The following is a 14,488-nucleotide window of genomic DNA, read 5'->3' on the forward strand; positions in this document are numbered from 1 at the left end:
ACGGTTATGGCTAATAACAATTCCGGCAGAGATAAAAACGAAAAGGATCTGGTCTGCAGCTTCTGCGGCAAACATCAGGACGAAGTGGAGCGGATGATCATCGGCCCCGGCGTGAACATCTGCAGCGAATGCATCGGCCTCTGCGCCGACCTGCTCTCGGACAAGCCGGATCATCCGGGCAGCAACAGCTCCCGCCCCAGCCGCGGCAGCGCCAGCCGGGCGCGTATCCAGCCCGCAGATGATCTCGCCATCAACATCAAGACCCCCGCAGAGATCAAGGAGGGTCTGGACCAGTACGTCATCGGGCAGGACGAGGCCAAGCGTGTGCTGGCCGTCTCGGTCTACAACCACTATAAGCGCATCCTGAGCGGCAAGGGTGCAGACGTTGAACTGCAAAAGTCCAACGTCCTGCTGCTGGGACCCTCCGGTGTCGGCAAGACCCTGCTGGCCCAGACGCTGGCCAAGATGCTGGGCGTTCCCTTCGCCATCGCAGACGCCACCACCCTGACGGAGGCCGGCTATGTGGGCGAGGACGTCGAGAACATCCTGCTCAAGCTCATTCAGGCCGCGGACTTCGACGTCCAGAAGGCTCAGATCGGCATCATCTATATTGATGAGATCGACAAGATCACCCGCAAGAGTGAGAATCCCTCCATTACCCGCGACGTGGGCGGTGAGGGTGTTCAGCAGGCTCTGCTGAAGATCTTGGAAGGCACCGTCAGCAATGTCCCCCCGCAGGGCGGCCGCAAGCACCCCCAGCAGGAGTTCATCCAAATCGACACCACCAACATCCTCTTCATCTGCGGCGGTGCGTTCGACGGTCTGGACAAGTATATCCTCCGCCGCACCGACAAGTCTGCACTGGGCTTCGGCAGTGCGCTGAAGGATAACTCCAGCGAAGCCGAAAAGGCCCTGCTGCGGAAGGTCGAACCCCACGACCTCGTCAAGTTCGGCCTCATCCCCGAGCTGATCGGCCGTCTGCCGGTCATCACCGTGCTGGACGACCTGGACGAGGATGCGCTGGTGCGCGTGCTGAAAGAGCCCCGCAACAGTCTGGTCAAGCAGTATAAAGAGCTGCTGTCGATGGACAATGTGGAGCTGGACATCACCGACGAGGCTCTCCATGCCATCGCCCGCAAGACCATTGAACGCAAGACCGGCGCCCGCGGCCTGCGCAGCGTGATGGAGAACATCCTCATGCCCATCATGTACGATGTGCCGAACGACCCCACCATCATCCGCGTCACCATCGACGAGGACACCGTGGAGGGCGGCGAAGCGCACATGGAGTACGGTGCGGTGCGCAAGCGCTATAAGAGTCAGACTTCCCTGAGCTGAGCGTCAGCGCACAGCAGGGAAGAGCAGCCCCGCTGAAAGCTTTTTGCTTTTTGGCGGGGCTTTTTTGTGCCATCTGACTTGTTTCCGAGACCAAATTGTAGTAAACTATAAAAGTCTGGAATTGCAAGGGGAATACCGGGACGGTCCACTGGCATGGGACTGCTCTGCGGATGGCAGCGCCGGACATTTTGTGGGAAACAGAAAGTACGATAAAGGAGTGTGTGTTATGGCAAATTATTTTGAGATGACCCGCGACGAACTGACTGCTGAGAAGGCAGCTCTGGAAGAAAAGTACAAGAAATTTCAGGCAATGGGCCTGAAGCTGAATATGGCCCGCGGCAAGCCCGGCCCTCACCAGATGGACCTGGCAATGGGTCTGCTGCAGATGACCGATTACACCACCGACGCCGGCACCGATGCCCGCAACTACGGCGACCTTGAGGGCCTGCACGAGGCCCGTGAGCTGTTCGGCGACGTGATGGGCGTCAAACCCGAGGAAGTCTTTGTGGGCGGAAACTCCAGCCTGCAGATCATGTACAACCTCATCTCTATGGGCTACTGCTTCGGCTTCCCCGAGTCTCCCTGCCCCTGGTCGCAGGTGGAGAAGCGCAAGTTCCTCTGCCCGGTACCCGGCTATGACCGCCACTTCGCCATCACCGAGGAGTTCGGTTTTGAGCTCATCAGCGTTCCCATGACTCCGACCGGCCCTGATATGGACGTTGTTGAAAAGCTGGTAGCTGAGGATGATACCATCAAGGGCATCTGGTGTGTGCCTCAGTATTCCAACCCCGACGGCTACACCTACAGTGACGAGACCATCGACCGCTTCGCCAGGATGAAGACCGCTGCTCCTGATTTCAAGATCTTCTGGGATGAGGCTTACATCGTCCACCACCTGACGGACGAGATCATCGAGACTCCTGTCCTGCTGAACGAGTGCAAGAAGTACGGCACTGAGGACCGCGTCTTCATGTTCACCTCTACCAGCAAGATCACCTTCCCGGGCGCAGGCGTCTCTGCACTGGCCTGCAGCGAAGCCATGATGAAGTACATCTGCAAGCGCTTCTCGGTCATGATCATCAGCTATGATAAGATGAACCAGCTGCGTCACGTCCGCTTCCTCAAGAACAAGGAAGGCGTTCTGGCCCACATGGCAAAGCACCGCCGCCGTCTGGTACCCTGCTTTGATGCCGTCAAGACGGCCTTCAATGAGGAGCTGACTCCCTGCGGCGACATCGCCCACTGGACGAACCCCAAGGGCGGCTACTTCATCAGCCTCTATGTCATGCCTGGCTGCGCCAAGCGTGTGGCCCAGCTGTGCAAGGACTGCGGCCTGACCCTCACCGGCGCAGGCTCCGCTTACCCTTACCACAAGGACCCGGACGATGCCCATCTGCGCATCGCGCCCACTTATCCCAGCCTGGACGAAGTGGAGACTGCGTCCGACCTGCTCTGTGTCTGCGTCCGTCTGGCCGCAGTCGAGAAGCTGCTGGCTGAGAAAGCCTGATTCATCGCACAAGATCCCCGCTGTGCTGCCGCTCTGACGGCGCAGCGGGGATTTGGAAGTTGTTTTCATAGCCAGAGTGCGCCAAAAGGCAGTTCAGGCGGTGTGCAATGGTTATGAAAACAGCTTCTTATTATATTTGGAGGTTTCCCGATTCATATGAAAACTAAAGGCAAAGCATGGCAACTTGTCCTCACTGTGCTTTTGATCGCGGCGTTTGTCTATACGGCATTCTTTGGCGTCGCAGTCAAGTACGGTGATGTGACCACAACCTACATCAAGGGCGCGAAAGACATCCGCTTTGGTGTGGACATCAAGGGCGGCGTCAACGTCACCTTCGTCCCCTCCGACGGCTATGACGCCACCGACGACCAGCTCGAGGCTGCTCAGCTGGTCATCGAGAACCGTCTGGTCGCCCTCAACGTGACCGACTATGAGCTGTATGTGGACAACAACTCCGACAGCCTCATCCTCGAGTTCCCGTGGCAGTCGGGCGAGACGGAGTTCGACCCCGAGGCCGCCATTGAGGAGATCGGCACCACTGCCTATCTGACCTTCCGCGAGGGGAGCAGTGCAGACGGAGAGCTCGTCCTCGACGGTTCGATGGTGGAGAGCGCAGCTGCACAGTACGGCCCCGTCAACGGCAGCAGCTCCGAGTACTATGTGGCGCTCAAGTTTACCGATGAGGGCGCCAAAGCATTCGGCGACGCGACCACCCGCCTGTATCAGACCGGCGGCACCATCAGCATTTGGCTGGACGACGAGAACGTCAGCACCGCCAGCGTCAACGCCGCCATCACCGACGGCTCTGCCATCATCACCAGTTCTGCGTCGAGCCCCTTCACGCAGGAGGACGTTGTCAAGATGGCCCGCCAGATCAACTCCGGCTCTCTGCCCTTTGCGCTGACGGTGGACAGCTACTCCACCATCAGCCCGAGTCTGGGCGAGAACAGCCTGAGCGCCATGGTGCTGGCCGGCGTCATCGCCTTCGCCCTCATCGTGGTGCTGATGACGGCTCTGTACCGTCTGCCCGGCTTCCTGGCCTGCATCGCTCTGGCCGGTCAGGTGGCGGCTACGCTGGCCTTCGTCTCCGGCTACTTCTCGGTGTTTGAGAGCTTCACCCTGACCCTGCCCGGCATCGCCGGCATCATCCTCGCCATCGGCATGGGTGTTGACGCCAACGTCATCACTGCCGAGCGCATCAAGGAAGAGCTGCGCAGCGGCAAGAGCCTCGACGGCGCTCTCAAGAGCGGCTTCGCCCGCGGCCTGACTCCCATCATCGACGGCAACGTGACCATCGTTATCGTCGCCATCGTGCTGATGGGTGCCTTCGGCCCGTCTGACGGCTTCTTCGCCAAGGCCCTGCACTTCGTCTTCTTCGCCTTCGGCCCCTCGACCGCAGGCACCATCTACGCCTTCGGTTACACGCTGCTCACCGGTGTGCTGCTCAACTTCGTGTTCGGTATCTTCGCTACCCGTACCATGATCCGGGGTGCTGCCTCTATCAAGGCTCTGCGTGACCCCCGCCTCTACGGTGCCGATGCTCCCGGCAAGACCCCGGCAGAGAAGAAGCAGGTCGACTTCGTTGGCCTGCGCAAGCGCTTCCTGACCTTCTCCGCCTGCCTGATGGCAGCCATCGTCCTCTGCGCTGTGGTGCTGGGCGTCCATCTGGACACCGAGTTCACCGGCGGTGCGATGATCACCCTGAGCTACGAGAACAGCTTTGAGATGTCTGCCGTCCAGAAGACCGCCTCCGAGGCACTGGGCAGCAACGGCCTGACCCTGCAGACCGGCGAGAACGTCGCGACAGGGGAGCAGACTCTGAAAATCTCGATGCCCGGCACCGAGACTGTCACCACCGACGAAGTGCAGACCCTGCTGGACTCCCTGAATGAGAGCTGCCCGGACAACTCCTTTGCACAGCTCTCTCTGAGCAATGTCAGCGCCGCAATGGGTACCAAGTTCCTTCAGAAGAGTCTGGTGGCCGTGGTGTTCGCACTGGTGCTCATCCTCGCCTACATCGCCTACCGCTTCAAGAAGATCGGCGGCCTCACCGGCGGCATGATGGCTGTTCTGGCCCTGCTCAATGACCTGATGGTGGTGTTCGGCACCTTCGTGCTGCTGCGCGCCCCGCTGGACGGCAATTTCATCGCCGCCATGCTCACCATCCTCGGCTACTCCATCAACGATACCGTCGTCGTTTACGACCGTATCCGTGAGAACCGCGGCCTGCTGGGCAAGAAGGCCAGCTTCGAAGAGCTGGTCAACCATTCCGTCAACCAGTCTGCCCGCCGTACCATCATCACCACCGTCACCACGGTGATGGCTCTGGGTGTGATGTGCATCGTCTCCAAGCTGTACGGTCTGGACAGCATCTTCACCTTTGCCTTCCCCCTGATGATGGGTATGCTCAGCGGCGTGTACACTTCGCTGTGTGTCTCCACTTCCGCATGGGTGGCCTGGAGCGAGCGCAAAAACGCAAAGAAAAACTGAGCTTCTATCCTGACGCAAATCTGTCCTGAATCTAGGAGGAACGACCATGAAATGCCCCTATTGTGGCGCTGAGGAATCCAAAGTCATCGACTCCCGCCCTACCGAAGACAGCGAGCGCATCCGACGCCGCCGGGAGTGCCTGAACTGCCATATGCGGTTCACGACCTACGAGGTCGTGGAAACGGTGCCGCTCATCGTCATCAAAAAGGATAACTCCCGTGAGCCGTTCGACCGGCAGAAGCTGCTCAATGCGATGCTTCGGGCCTGCGCCAAGCGTCCGGTGAGCTACGAGTCTCTGGAACGCGCCGTCAGCAGCATCGAGCAGACCCTGATGAGCACCTATGACCGCGAGGTGACGAGTGTTCGCATCGGTGAGCTGACCATGCAGGAGCTGAAGAAAATCGACGAGGTGGCCTATGTCCGCTTTGCCTCGGTCTATCAGCAGTTCGCGGACGTCGAAAGCTTCTTCAATGAGCTGAAAAAGCTGATGGGCGACCGTAAGAAGTAAAGTGTAAAAAAGCACGAGCGCCCCATTCTCTGCCGCAGGGCAGGGGATGGGGCGCTTTTTGCGCCTTTGGGACACGGGAAAAGAGCCCTTTCTATAAGGTCTGTATCTTTCGAAAGATACGCTGAAAGATGGGATATATAAAAATCCATATAGCCAGGGACACTTAATGGCAGCCTCTTATAAATAGAATTGTTACAGAGAAAAACAATGATAACGCAATGGAAATATCGGATGACCTTGCAGATGAAATCCCTTTTATAAGACTCATCTTGCGCCGGGACGAGACGGCATAATTTCGAATAATATAGATTACACGAAATATAACCGCGTCCTGACGATTTAATTACACAAGTCTACGTGACAGCCATTCCAGCGTCTCCACCCGAACCTGCGCCCGGCGCAGTTCACCAAATGCTTCTTCGGGGGCGTTCAGTTCGAGATGTCCGTCCGCAGCGCGAAGGGCAGCTTCCAGTTCTGTGAAGTCCTGCGTGCGGAGCAGGTGATTCATCCCTTCCCGCATTTTGTCGCAGAGTTCAGCGCCCTCGGCCAGTGCCTGCCGCGCGGAAGGGAGGTCCTCGTCCCGGATGTCCTCCATGGCATTGTCGATGTCGTCCGAAATATCCTCTGCAAACTTCTGCACCCGCCAGCTGCTGTAAAAGGCCACACCCAGCAGCACTGCCACAATGCACAGACACGCATAAATTCGCTTCATTCCACACCTCTCACTGGGAGCTGCCCTTGCGGCGGCTCTCTTTTTTCAGCAGAAAATAGTCCTCCGTCTCGTTGCCCACTAAAAGCAGAATTTCCTCCGGCAGCAGGGTATTGGCCTGCGCTGTCCGCTCGAGCCAGTCCTGGTCTTTGCCGCACCAGTGCAGATTTTCCTCGAGCACCTGTCCGTCCAGCACGAAGGGGATAGTCGCGTGGCTGTGCTCCACTTTCAGCTGCAAGTCAGCGAGGGTAACGGTCTCTTTCTCAGGGCGCAGTGCCGCCGAGAGACTGCCATTCGTCTCCACCACGGCGTAGGAGACATCCCGGGGGTCAAAGATGTTTTTGCCGCGCAGTGCCTCCAGCAGGTCGGCAGTCGTCAGCCGGAGGGTGCGCAGAGCGTTCTGGTCGATTTGTCCGTCCAGGATGACCGTCTTGGGACGGCCCGACATCAGGTTGAAAAATTTCTGGCTGCGGAAGCTCAGCGCCGACCCCAGCAGCTCTAAAGCCGCGATGAGGAAGAGAGGAATGAGGCTGGCCGTCACCGGCACTTCTTCCGACTCGATGGAGATGGACGCCAGATTTGAGATGAGGATAGTAGATACCAGCTCTTCGGGCTGCAGTTCGCCCAGCTGACGCTTGCCCATCAGCCGCATGGCGAACAGAACGCAGAGATAGATGAGCAGAGTACGGAAAATCAGAAGCTTCACGAGAAGGCCCTCCTTGTGGGTTGAATAAGCACCGTTGGTGGGGGAATACTGGCAGGAAAAGGGGGATACCGTATGCTGCAGCTTTCCTCGTCGCTGGAAGAGAATCTGGCGGCGCTCAACGCTAGGTTTGGCGCTTCGGCGGATTTTTATGCCAAGCGCATCGAGCTTTATCACTGCCCGGGGGCCATCGTCCTTTTCGACAATATGGCCAGCCTCGAGTCGCTCTGGTCGCTTTTACTGGACGCCGCCACCCGTCACACGCCCAGCCTCGAGCCGGAGCGGATACCTCACACCGGCACGCAGGTGTATGATTTGCTGATGAACCATTCCGGTCTGCCCGCCGAGGACGGCCCGGTCAAGGACATGGACGACCTCATCCGCCGCATGACCGCCGGCATGGCCGTGCTTCTGCTGGAAGGGTGCAAAAAGGGGCTTGTCTTCTCGGTGCAGGGGCTGAAATCGCGCTCGGTGGAAGAGCCCTCCGGGGAAGGAAACCTCCGTGGTTCCCGGGAGGGCTTTGCCGACCTGCTGCGGGTCAACCTGAGTTTACTGCGCCGCCTCATCCGCACCGACACCCTTGTGATGGAGACCGCACAGGCCGACTGTGCCATGAAGACCGAATACGCCATCTGCTACTGCAAAGACAAGGCCGGCAAGACGGCGGTGGCGCGGGTGCGCCGGACGCTCCAGGAGGCAAAGCCGGAGGTCCTGCTGGATTCCAGCTACTTTGTACCGTGGCTTTTCCCGGCCAGGTGGCGGCTGTTTGCCCCAGTGAGCTATACCGAGCGCCCGGCATCCGCCGCCGCAAAGCTCTGTGAGGGAAAAATCATCATCCTTGTCAACGGCAGCCCCTCGGCGCTGGTGCTGCCGTCCCTTTTCTGCGAGAACTTCGACTGCCTCGACGACTACGCCACCACGGCAGTTTTTTCGTCGTTCCTGCGCGTCCTGAAGTATGGCTCGTTTTATCTCAGCATCTTCCTGCCGGGCGTTTTTGTCTGTCTGGCGGTCTATCTGCCCGAGCTCATCCCACCGCAGTTATTATTCAAAATCGCGGCGGCAGAAAAGGCGACGCCTCTGCCGCTCTTTGCCGAGATGCTGCTGGTCATCATCTTGTTGGAGATCATCCGGGAGGCCGGGCTTCGGATGCCCCAGACGCTGGGCCACTCGGTGAGCCTTGTCGCGGCACTCATCATCGGTGACGCCGCCATCGGGGCCGGACTGCTGAGCACGCCGGTTATTCTCGTAGCCAGCATCACGGCCATCTCGGTCTTTGTGACGCCCTCGCTGTACGAACCGGCCACATTGCTGCGCTTGGGCGTTACGCTGGCCGCCGGTCTGGCCGGGCCGGTAGGTCTGGTGTGTGCGGCCTTGGGCGTGCTGGCCGCACTGACGTCCATCTCCGCGATGGGGGTACCCTATCTTTCGGGCGCAGTCTTTTCGGGTGACGGCGTCGTCCGCCGCAACTATCGGGCGCTGTCCCGCCGCCCATTCACCATCTGGCAAAGGAGGGGTTCCTGAATGCAGCAAAAACAGACATTCTCGGCCCAGACGCTGACACTCAGCGTCGCGGTGGCAGAGCTGGGCCGCGCCATCTTCGGGGCAGGGCAGACCGGCTCCGTCCGCGCCGTCCTGCTGAGCAATGTACTGGCGGCAGCGGCCTTCGTGCTCCTTGCCGCGCTCGTCTCGGTCAACGCCTCCCGTCTGAACCGCCCGGGCTTTGCAGGAAAGTGCATCTGTGCCGTCTTTCTGCTCTGGTATCTCTTCGAACTTGTCCGGACGGCTGCAATGCTCCAACAAGCCTGTTGGGAACAGTTTGCGTCTATGGCCTTCATCGGTCTGCTGCCGTTCTTTCTCTGGGCAGGGTGGAGCCTCGGCTGTGAGCTGTATGACCGGATGGCCTCCGTCCTCGGGTGGCTCGTAGTGCTGGGTATCGTGTTCTGTGTGCTGGGGCTGGCCGGACAGCTGCAATGGCAGGTGCTCGTGACAGGTGAGACGGCACATTCGTTTGTGCTTCCGGATGCATCTTTTTACCCGGAATATTTCTCCTTTCCACTTCTCTGTATGAGAAAAAATAATGCGAAGATCAGTAAAAAGCCTGTCGTGTGGCTTCCAATCATCGCTGCCGTCATTTCCTCGGGTTATGCGCTGGGGCTGGCCCTTCTTTTCGGTGCCCCGCAGGCTTACCCTGGCTATGAACTGCTGCGGGCGTGGAGCTTCGGCGGCATCTCCCGCTTTGATGCCGCGTTCCTGCTCCTCTGGCTGGCGGCGGCGATCTTCCGCTTCGGCTTTATCGTCCGTGCCGTCCGGCTGCTCTGTGAGCGCCTTGCCGAAGGGCCTGTAAATGCGGAGGCTGTACAATGACCCGCCGGGGCTGGCTGCGGCTGATGGCCGCAGGCGTCCTCGTCGTCTGGCTCTGTCTCTTTTTGCATTGGGACAACACCGAAAAAAGCATGATACGCGCCCTTCTCGTCGAGACGAACGGCGACAGCTGGACAGTGGGTCTGCTGTACCAGTTCCCGGAAGCCTCCGCCGATTCCTCCGAGGCCAAAGCCGCCATCCGTCTCTGTATTGGCCGAGGCTCCGAGCTTTCTTCTGCCATTTCTGCCGCTGAGGAAGCCCTGCCCCAGCGGGCGGACTGGCGGCTCTGCGAATATCTTCTGGCCGGGCTGGATTCGGTGCGGCAGACGCTGCCTGCCTGTGAAGAACTGTTTCTCCATCGACCCTACGGGCGGCTGGCGTCCCGGGTGTTTGGGGGAAGTTTTTCGGTAGAGACACTGAAAGAGCGGGCCGATGGATCAGACGTCCTGCCGGAAAATCTCCTGCAATGCGTCAAAAACGCTGCCCCGGCCGCGCCCCGGCTCTATCAGCAGAGCAGCGGCTTCATCCTGCCTGTCGTGGAGCTGGAAGACGAGGACGCACATTACAGGCCCGAAGCCCTCATCATCACCCCGGAACAGACCGGCCAGCTGACCGAGTCCCAGACGGAAATGGCACTCTTATTGCAGGGCAAAAGCTGGACGGATACAGGGGAGCATCGTTTCTTTCTGGAATCTGGGCCGCTCCGCCTGCGCCGGGCTTTCTGCGGCGTGGAGCGGGAAGGGGAGAGCTTTCTTCTCCGGGTGAACGCGCTCTCACGCAATAATGCCCTGCCTGCCGACGCCGAAGCAGAACTGGAAGCCCTCTGTGCGGACACCGTCCGCCGCTGCTGGACGCTGGGGCTGGACATCTCCGGACTCGGTGCGCATCAGGCACTGCGTGACGGTCACTTTGCGCTCACAACAAAAAACGTCTGCCCGGAAATTCGGGCAGACGTGAAGCTCATGAAATTTTAAGAAGCCGTTTCGAAGATCACGGTGATGGTGGTACCCTCGTCCACAACGCTGTCCAGCTTGATGCGGGCGTTGTGGATGCGGGCGATGTGTTTGACGATGGCCAGACCCAGACCGGTGCCGCCGGTGGCTTTGCTGCGGCTCTTGTCCACCCGGTAGAAGCGCTCGAACACGCTGTTCTGCGCCTCTTTCGGGATACCGATGCCGTTGTCCTTCACGGTCAGGGTGCAATGACCGTCCCGGGTGCAGGCCGTGATGATCTGGACTTTTCCACCGGGGCGGTTGTAGCGGATGGCGTTGTCGCAGAGGTTCTGGCACAGCTCATCCAGCAGGCTGCGGCTGCCTGTCACAGGGGCGCTTTCGCCGAGGTAGGTCAGGGAGATATAGGAGTGCCGGGCGTTGACCTTCTGGCGCTCCACGCACTCGCGAGCCACATCCAGCAGATCGACCGTTTCCATTGCAGGCGCAGCACCCGTCTCGCTCACATTGTCGAGGTGGGAGAGCTGCAGAATATCGTTGACCAGCTGTATCATCCGGCTGGCCTCTACATGGATCTTGCGGGCAAAACCCGGCGTATCCTCGGGTTTTGCAATGCCGGTCTCGATGAGCTCTGCATAACCGGAGATGCTGGTCAGAGGCGTTTTCAGCTCGTGGCTGACATTGGCCGTGAACTCCTGCCGCATTTTCTCGTTATTTTCCCGCAGCATCCGGTCGGAGTGGATGCTCTCGGCAAAGGGGATAAGCTCCTTGTAGGGGACATTCTCCTGGATGTGATCGAGGTCATCGGTCATCTTGAGCACAGGCTGGACGAGGCTCTTGGTCAGCAGTCCGGCAATGATGGCGGCTGCGCCCATCATCAGGAAACAGCTCAGCACGATGGCAGGCAGAGCGGCGTCATAAATCGACCAGATCGTCTCAGAATCCTGTGCCACCCGGAGGATGTCTCCGTTCGTCAGCAGCATGGCGTAATAATAAGTCTCATAGCCCAGCGTCTGGGAGTCGCGGCAGTCGCGGCCCACACCGCTCTTCATGGCCTGTTGTATCTCGGGGCGGCTCAGATGGTTCTCCATCGGCTGGTTGGTGGCCGACTCAAAAAGCACACTGCCGTCCGAGGCGATGAGAGTGATGCGCAGCGAGCCGTCCACATAAGTTTCCAGCTGGCTGGGGGCGTCCACCTGCGCACAGCCGGCAGCCACAAGGTCGGCTTCCCGCTCAAGGGCTGTCCAGGCCTGCTCCCGGAACGCCTTGTGGAACACAAAGATGCAGAGCGCAGCGGTACACACCAGCCCCGCAAAGCCCATCAGAAACAGCAGATAGCTTATTTTTTCTTCCATGCTGCGTGGTTTCATTGTTCGAGCTCCTCCTCGCTGTCCGTCAGCTTGTAGCCCACTTTCCGCACCGTGCAGATGTACTTTCCGGCGTCGCCCAGCTTTTTGCGCAGGGTGCGGATGTGCATATCCACAGTCCGGCTCTCCACTGAGATGTCAGTACCCCACACCACCTGCAAAATGGTCTCGCGGGTGACGACAAGGTTGGTGTTTTCCAGCAGCAGGCGGAGCAGGCTGTATTCTTTGTAGGTCAGCTCCACCGGTGCGCCGCTGACAGTGACGCTGTGGCGGGCATTGTCCAGCAGGATCTCCCGGAAACTGTAGACGTTGGGCCGCGCCTCGGGCTCTGCCCGGCGGAGGGCTGCCCGCACCCGGCTCAGGAACTCCATGATGCCAAAGGGCTTGGTGATGTAGTCGTCTGCGCCGCAGTCGAGGCCGCGCACGGTGTCCAGCTCGCTGGACTTGGCTGTTATCATGATGATGGGCAGACGCCGCAGGGAAGGGGCGGCGCGGAGCTTTTTCAGGATGGAGAAGCCGTCCTCACCGGGGAGCATCACGTCCAGGATGACCAGTTCCGGCGGCGTGGTGTGGACGGCCTGCCAGAACGGCTCCGAGGACTCGAAGCCCACGGCCTCGTAGCCGTTGGACTGTAATGCATACTGCTCTAATTCACGGATGGCTGAATCGTCTTCTACGATATAGATCATGCCTGTTTGTCCTCCGTTTCGGTGACGTTTTCGTCGGGGAAGAGATAGCGCTCACGGTAGCGGTTCAGGCGGCGCTGGAACTGCTCGCTCTCCTTGGTGGAGGCATGGCCGCTGCGCAGGTCGTTGAGGTAGGCGTGGGTGTCGAAGCTGTCCTGCGCCACCTCGATCTGGGCAACTGCCACGTTGCTGCAGTGGTCGCAGACGCGCTCGTAGTTGGTCAGCAGGTCTTCCAGCACGAAGCCATACTCGATGGAACAGCTTCCGGCCTGCAGGCGGGCGACGTGCCGTGCCTTGATGGCACGCACCAGCTCGTCCACGACGGTCTCCAGAGGTTCGACCTTGCTTGCCAGATGCAGGTCATCTTTGCGGAAGGCGTCAGTGGTGCGGTTCAGCACGTCCTGCACGGCGTCCTCAAGCACCTGCAGCTCTTCGCGGGCATCGGTGGAGAAGTTGACCTCCTTGGTGTGCATCTCCTGCGCGGATTCCAGAAGGTTCACGGAATGGTCGCTGATGCGCTCGAAATCGCTGATGGTGTGGAGCAGGGTATTCACGCTCTGGCTGTCCGCATGGTTCAGCTCACGGCTGGACAGCTTGACCAGATAGGTGCCGAGAGCATCTTCGTACTGGTCAACTTTGCTCTCCTCATCCCGGACTTTCTGGGCCAGCGCATCATCCCAGGTGTGGGTCAGGCTCATGGCCTGCATGACGCCCACACGGGCCAGCTCGGCCATGTCAGCAGTAGCAGAGTGGGCGCGGGCCACGGCCACAGCCGGGGTGTTCAGCAGACGCTCATCCAGCAGAGCAAAGCTCTCTTTTTCGGCGTCGTCGGGGATGGTGAGGATGGCCAGCTTTTCCAGACCATTTGCGAAGGGGAGAAGGATGAGGGTGGCCGCGATGTTGAAGGCGGAGTGGACCACAGCAATGCCCCAGGCGGCGATGGTCTCGTTCACAAAATCAAAGTGGACCACGGCGTTCAGACCGTAGAAACCGGCCAGAAAGACCGTGACACCAATGATGTTGAAGTAGAGGTGGACCATGGCGGCACGGCGGGCATTCTTATTTGCGCCCACAGAAGAAATCAGCGCGGTGACACAGGTGCCGATATTCTGACCCATGATGATGGGGATAGCGCTGCCGTAGGTGATGACGCCGGTAGCGCTCAGTGCCTGCAGGATGCCGACGCTGGCGCTGGAACTCTGGATGATGCCGGTGACCAGTGCGCCCACCAGAACGCCGAGGATGGGATTGGAGAAGCGGACGAAGAGGTTGGTGAACCATGCCTCACCCTGCAGGGGCTCGACGGCATTGGACATGGTAGTCATGCCGGTCATCAGGATGGCAAAGCCGATGAGGATGGTGCCGATGCCCTTTTTCTTCTCATTCTTGCCCATATAGAGCAGGATGCCGATGAAGGCGAGTATGGGGCTGAAGGAGGTGGGCTTGAGCATCTGGATCCAGATGCTGTCGCCCTGCAGGCCGGAAAGGCTCAGCAGCCAGCTGGTGACAGTGGTACCCACATTGCTGCCCATAATGATGCCGATGGCCTGATGCAGCTCCATGATGCCGCTGTTGACGAAGCCGACCACCATGACGGTGGTAGCACTGGAACTCTGGATGATGGCGGTCACGCACAGACCGAGGAAGAAGCCCTTGAGGGGGTTATCCGTCAGCTTGCTCAGGATCTTCTGCAGATGGCCGCCGGCCTGTTTCTCAAGGGCTTTGCCCATGATGTCCATGCCGAACAGGAACAGAGCCAGACCGCCCAGCAGAGAAAAGACATTGAATAGAGTCATGTTTTACTCCTCGCTTGTTGAAGCTTGCGTTTGTACATCGACAGCGGCCGTAGAGGACCCGTGCAGGAGCATG

The 14,488-nt window shown here is 59.5% G+C and carries 12 protein-coding genes; 7 read left to right on the forward strand and 5 right to left on the reverse strand.

The genetic code is table 11. The features are described from left to right. Positions 1–6: 6 nt before the first annotated feature. From clpX to nrdR, 4 genes are all read left to right on the forward strand, one after another. Positions 7–1,338: an ATP-dependent Clp protease ATP-binding subunit ClpX gene (gene clpX, locus F3G95_RS00510; RefSeq protein WP_149793333.1), complete on the forward strand. Its 1,332-nt coding sequence runs from the start codon at positions 7–9 to the stop codon at positions 1,336–1,338. Positions 1,339–1,564: 226 nt separating this feature from the next. Beyond that, positions 1,565–2,845 carry an aminotransferase gene (locus F3G95_RS00515; protein ID WP_149793334.1) on the forward strand — a complete coding sequence of 427 codons (1,281 nt, stop codon included), beginning with the start codon at positions 1,565–1,567 and terminating at the stop codon, positions 2,843–2,845. 156 nt (positions 2,846–3,001) lie between these two features. Continuing rightward, a complete protein-coding gene (gene secF, locus F3G95_RS00520) occupies positions 3,002–5,335 on the forward strand; it encodes a protein translocase subunit SecF (protein WP_149793335.1) in 2,334 nt (777 codons plus the stop codon). Positions 5,336–5,381: 46 nt separating this feature from the next. After that, positions 5,382–5,843, forward strand: coding sequence for a transcriptional regulator NrdR (gene nrdR, locus F3G95_RS00525; RefSeq protein ID WP_149793336.1), 462 nt, complete (start codon positions 5,382–5,384; stop codon positions 5,841–5,843). A gap of 343 nt (positions 5,844–6,186) precedes the next feature. Here nrdR and F3G95_RS00530 read toward each other — a convergent pair whose 3' ends face one another. Both F3G95_RS00530 and F3G95_RS00535 read right to left on the reverse strand, forming a co-directional pair. Continuing rightward, complete coding sequence (locus F3G95_RS00530; protein WP_149793337.1) at positions 6,187–6,555, reverse strand: DUF4363 family protein; 369 nt, start codon at positions 6,553–6,555, stop codon at positions 6,187–6,189. Between the two features lie 10 nt (positions 6,556–6,565). Next, positions 6,566–7,258, reverse strand: coding sequence for a DUF421 domain-containing protein (locus F3G95_RS00535; RefSeq protein ID WP_149793338.1), 693 nt, complete (start codon positions 7,256–7,258; stop codon positions 6,566–6,568). A 72-nt stretch (positions 7,259–7,330) separates the two neighbouring features. Here F3G95_RS00535 and F3G95_RS00540 point away from each other — a divergent pair, with 72 nt between their 5' ends. The 3 genes from F3G95_RS00540 to F3G95_RS00550 are packed head-to-tail and all read left to right on the forward strand — an operon-like array spanning position 7,331 to position 10,590. After that, positions 7,331–8,776 carry a spore germination protein gene (locus F3G95_RS00540; RefSeq protein WP_149793339.1) on the forward strand — a complete coding sequence of 482 codons (1,446 nt, stop codon included), beginning with the start codon at positions 7,331–7,333 and terminating at the stop codon, positions 8,774–8,776. Further along, positions 8,777–9,619, forward strand: a complete 843-nt coding sequence (locus tag F3G95_RS00545) for a hypothetical protein (protein WP_149793340.1) — start codon at positions 8,777–8,779, stop codon at positions 9,617–9,619. Beyond that, entirely contained in the window at positions 9,616–10,590 is a 975-nt protein-coding gene (locus F3G95_RS00550) for a hypothetical protein (protein WP_149793341.1), read from the forward strand. The genes F3G95_RS00545 and F3G95_RS00550 overlap by 4 nt, the downstream gene beginning before the upstream one ends. Here the strand turns inward: F3G95_RS00550 and F3G95_RS00555 are convergent. The 3 genes from F3G95_RS00555 to F3G95_RS00565 are packed head-to-tail and all read right to left on the reverse strand — an operon-like array spanning position 10,587 to position 14,415. Beyond that, entirely contained in the window at positions 10,587–11,936 is a 1,350-nt protein-coding gene (locus F3G95_RS00555; RefSeq protein WP_149793342.1) for an ATP-binding protein, read from the reverse strand. The two genes, F3G95_RS00550 and F3G95_RS00555, sit on opposite strands and share 4 nt — an antisense overlap. Then, positions 11,933–12,622: a response regulator transcription factor gene (locus F3G95_RS00560; protein ID WP_149793343.1), complete on the reverse strand. Its 690-nt coding sequence runs from the start codon at positions 12,620–12,622 to the stop codon at positions 11,933–11,935. Before F3G95_RS00560 ends, F3G95_RS00555 begins: the two co-directional genes overlap by 4 nt. Then, positions 12,619–14,415: a Na/Pi cotransporter family protein gene (locus F3G95_RS00565; protein WP_149793344.1), complete on the reverse strand. Its 1,797-nt coding sequence runs from the start codon at positions 14,413–14,415 to the stop codon at positions 12,619–12,621. The genes F3G95_RS00560 and F3G95_RS00565 overlap by 4 nt, the downstream gene beginning before the upstream one ends. Positions 14,416–14,488 lie beyond the last annotated feature (73 nt).

Origin of the sequence: Faecalibacterium sp. Marseille-P9312 (assembly GCF_902497445.1) — a bacterium.
Lineage (GTDB): Bacteria > Bacillota > Clostridia > Oscillospirales > Ruminococcaceae > Faecalibacterium > Faecalibacterium longum.

Bases quoted from the DNA above. Each gene is read 5' to 3' on its own strand.
- clpX (WP_149793333.1), top strand. From the start codon at position 7: ATGGCTAATAACAATTCCGGCAGAGATAAAAACGAAAAGGATCTGGTC.
- F3G95_RS00515 (WP_149793334.1), top strand. From the start codon at position 1,565: ATGGCAAATTATTTTGAGATGACCCGCGACGAACTGACTGCTGAGAAG.
- secF (WP_149793335.1), top strand. From the start codon at position 3,002: ATGAAAACTAAAGGCAAAGCATGGCAACTTGTCCTCACTGTGCTTTTG.
- nrdR (WP_149793336.1), top strand. From the start codon at position 5,382: ATGAAATGCCCCTATTGTGGCGCTGAGGAATCCAAAGTCATCGACTCC.
- F3G95_RS00530 (WP_149793337.1), bottom strand. From the start codon at position 6,555: ATGAAGCGAATTTATGCGTGTCTGTGCATTGTGGCAGTGCTGCTGGGT.
- F3G95_RS00540 (WP_149793339.1), top strand. From the start codon at position 7,331: ATGCTGCAGCTTTCCTCGTCGCTGGAAGAGAATCTGGCGGCGCTCAAC.
- F3G95_RS00545 (WP_149793340.1), top strand. From the start codon at position 8,777: ATGCAGCAAAAACAGACATTCTCGGCCCAGACGCTGACACTCAGCGTC.
- F3G95_RS00550 (WP_149793341.1), top strand. From the start codon at position 9,616: ATGACCCGCCGGGGCTGGCTGCGGCTGATGGCCGCAGGCGTCCTCGTC.
- F3G95_RS00555 (WP_149793342.1), bottom strand. From the start codon at position 11,936: ATGAAACCACGCAGCATGGAAGAAAAAATAAGCTATCTGCTGTTTCTG.
- F3G95_RS00560 (WP_149793343.1), bottom strand. From the start codon at position 12,622: ATGATCTATATCGTAGAAGACGATTCAGCCATCCGTGAATTAGAGCAG.
- F3G95_RS00565 (WP_149793344.1), bottom strand. From the start codon at position 14,415: ATGACTCTATTCAATGTCTTTTCTCTGCTGGGCGGTCTGGCTCTGTTC.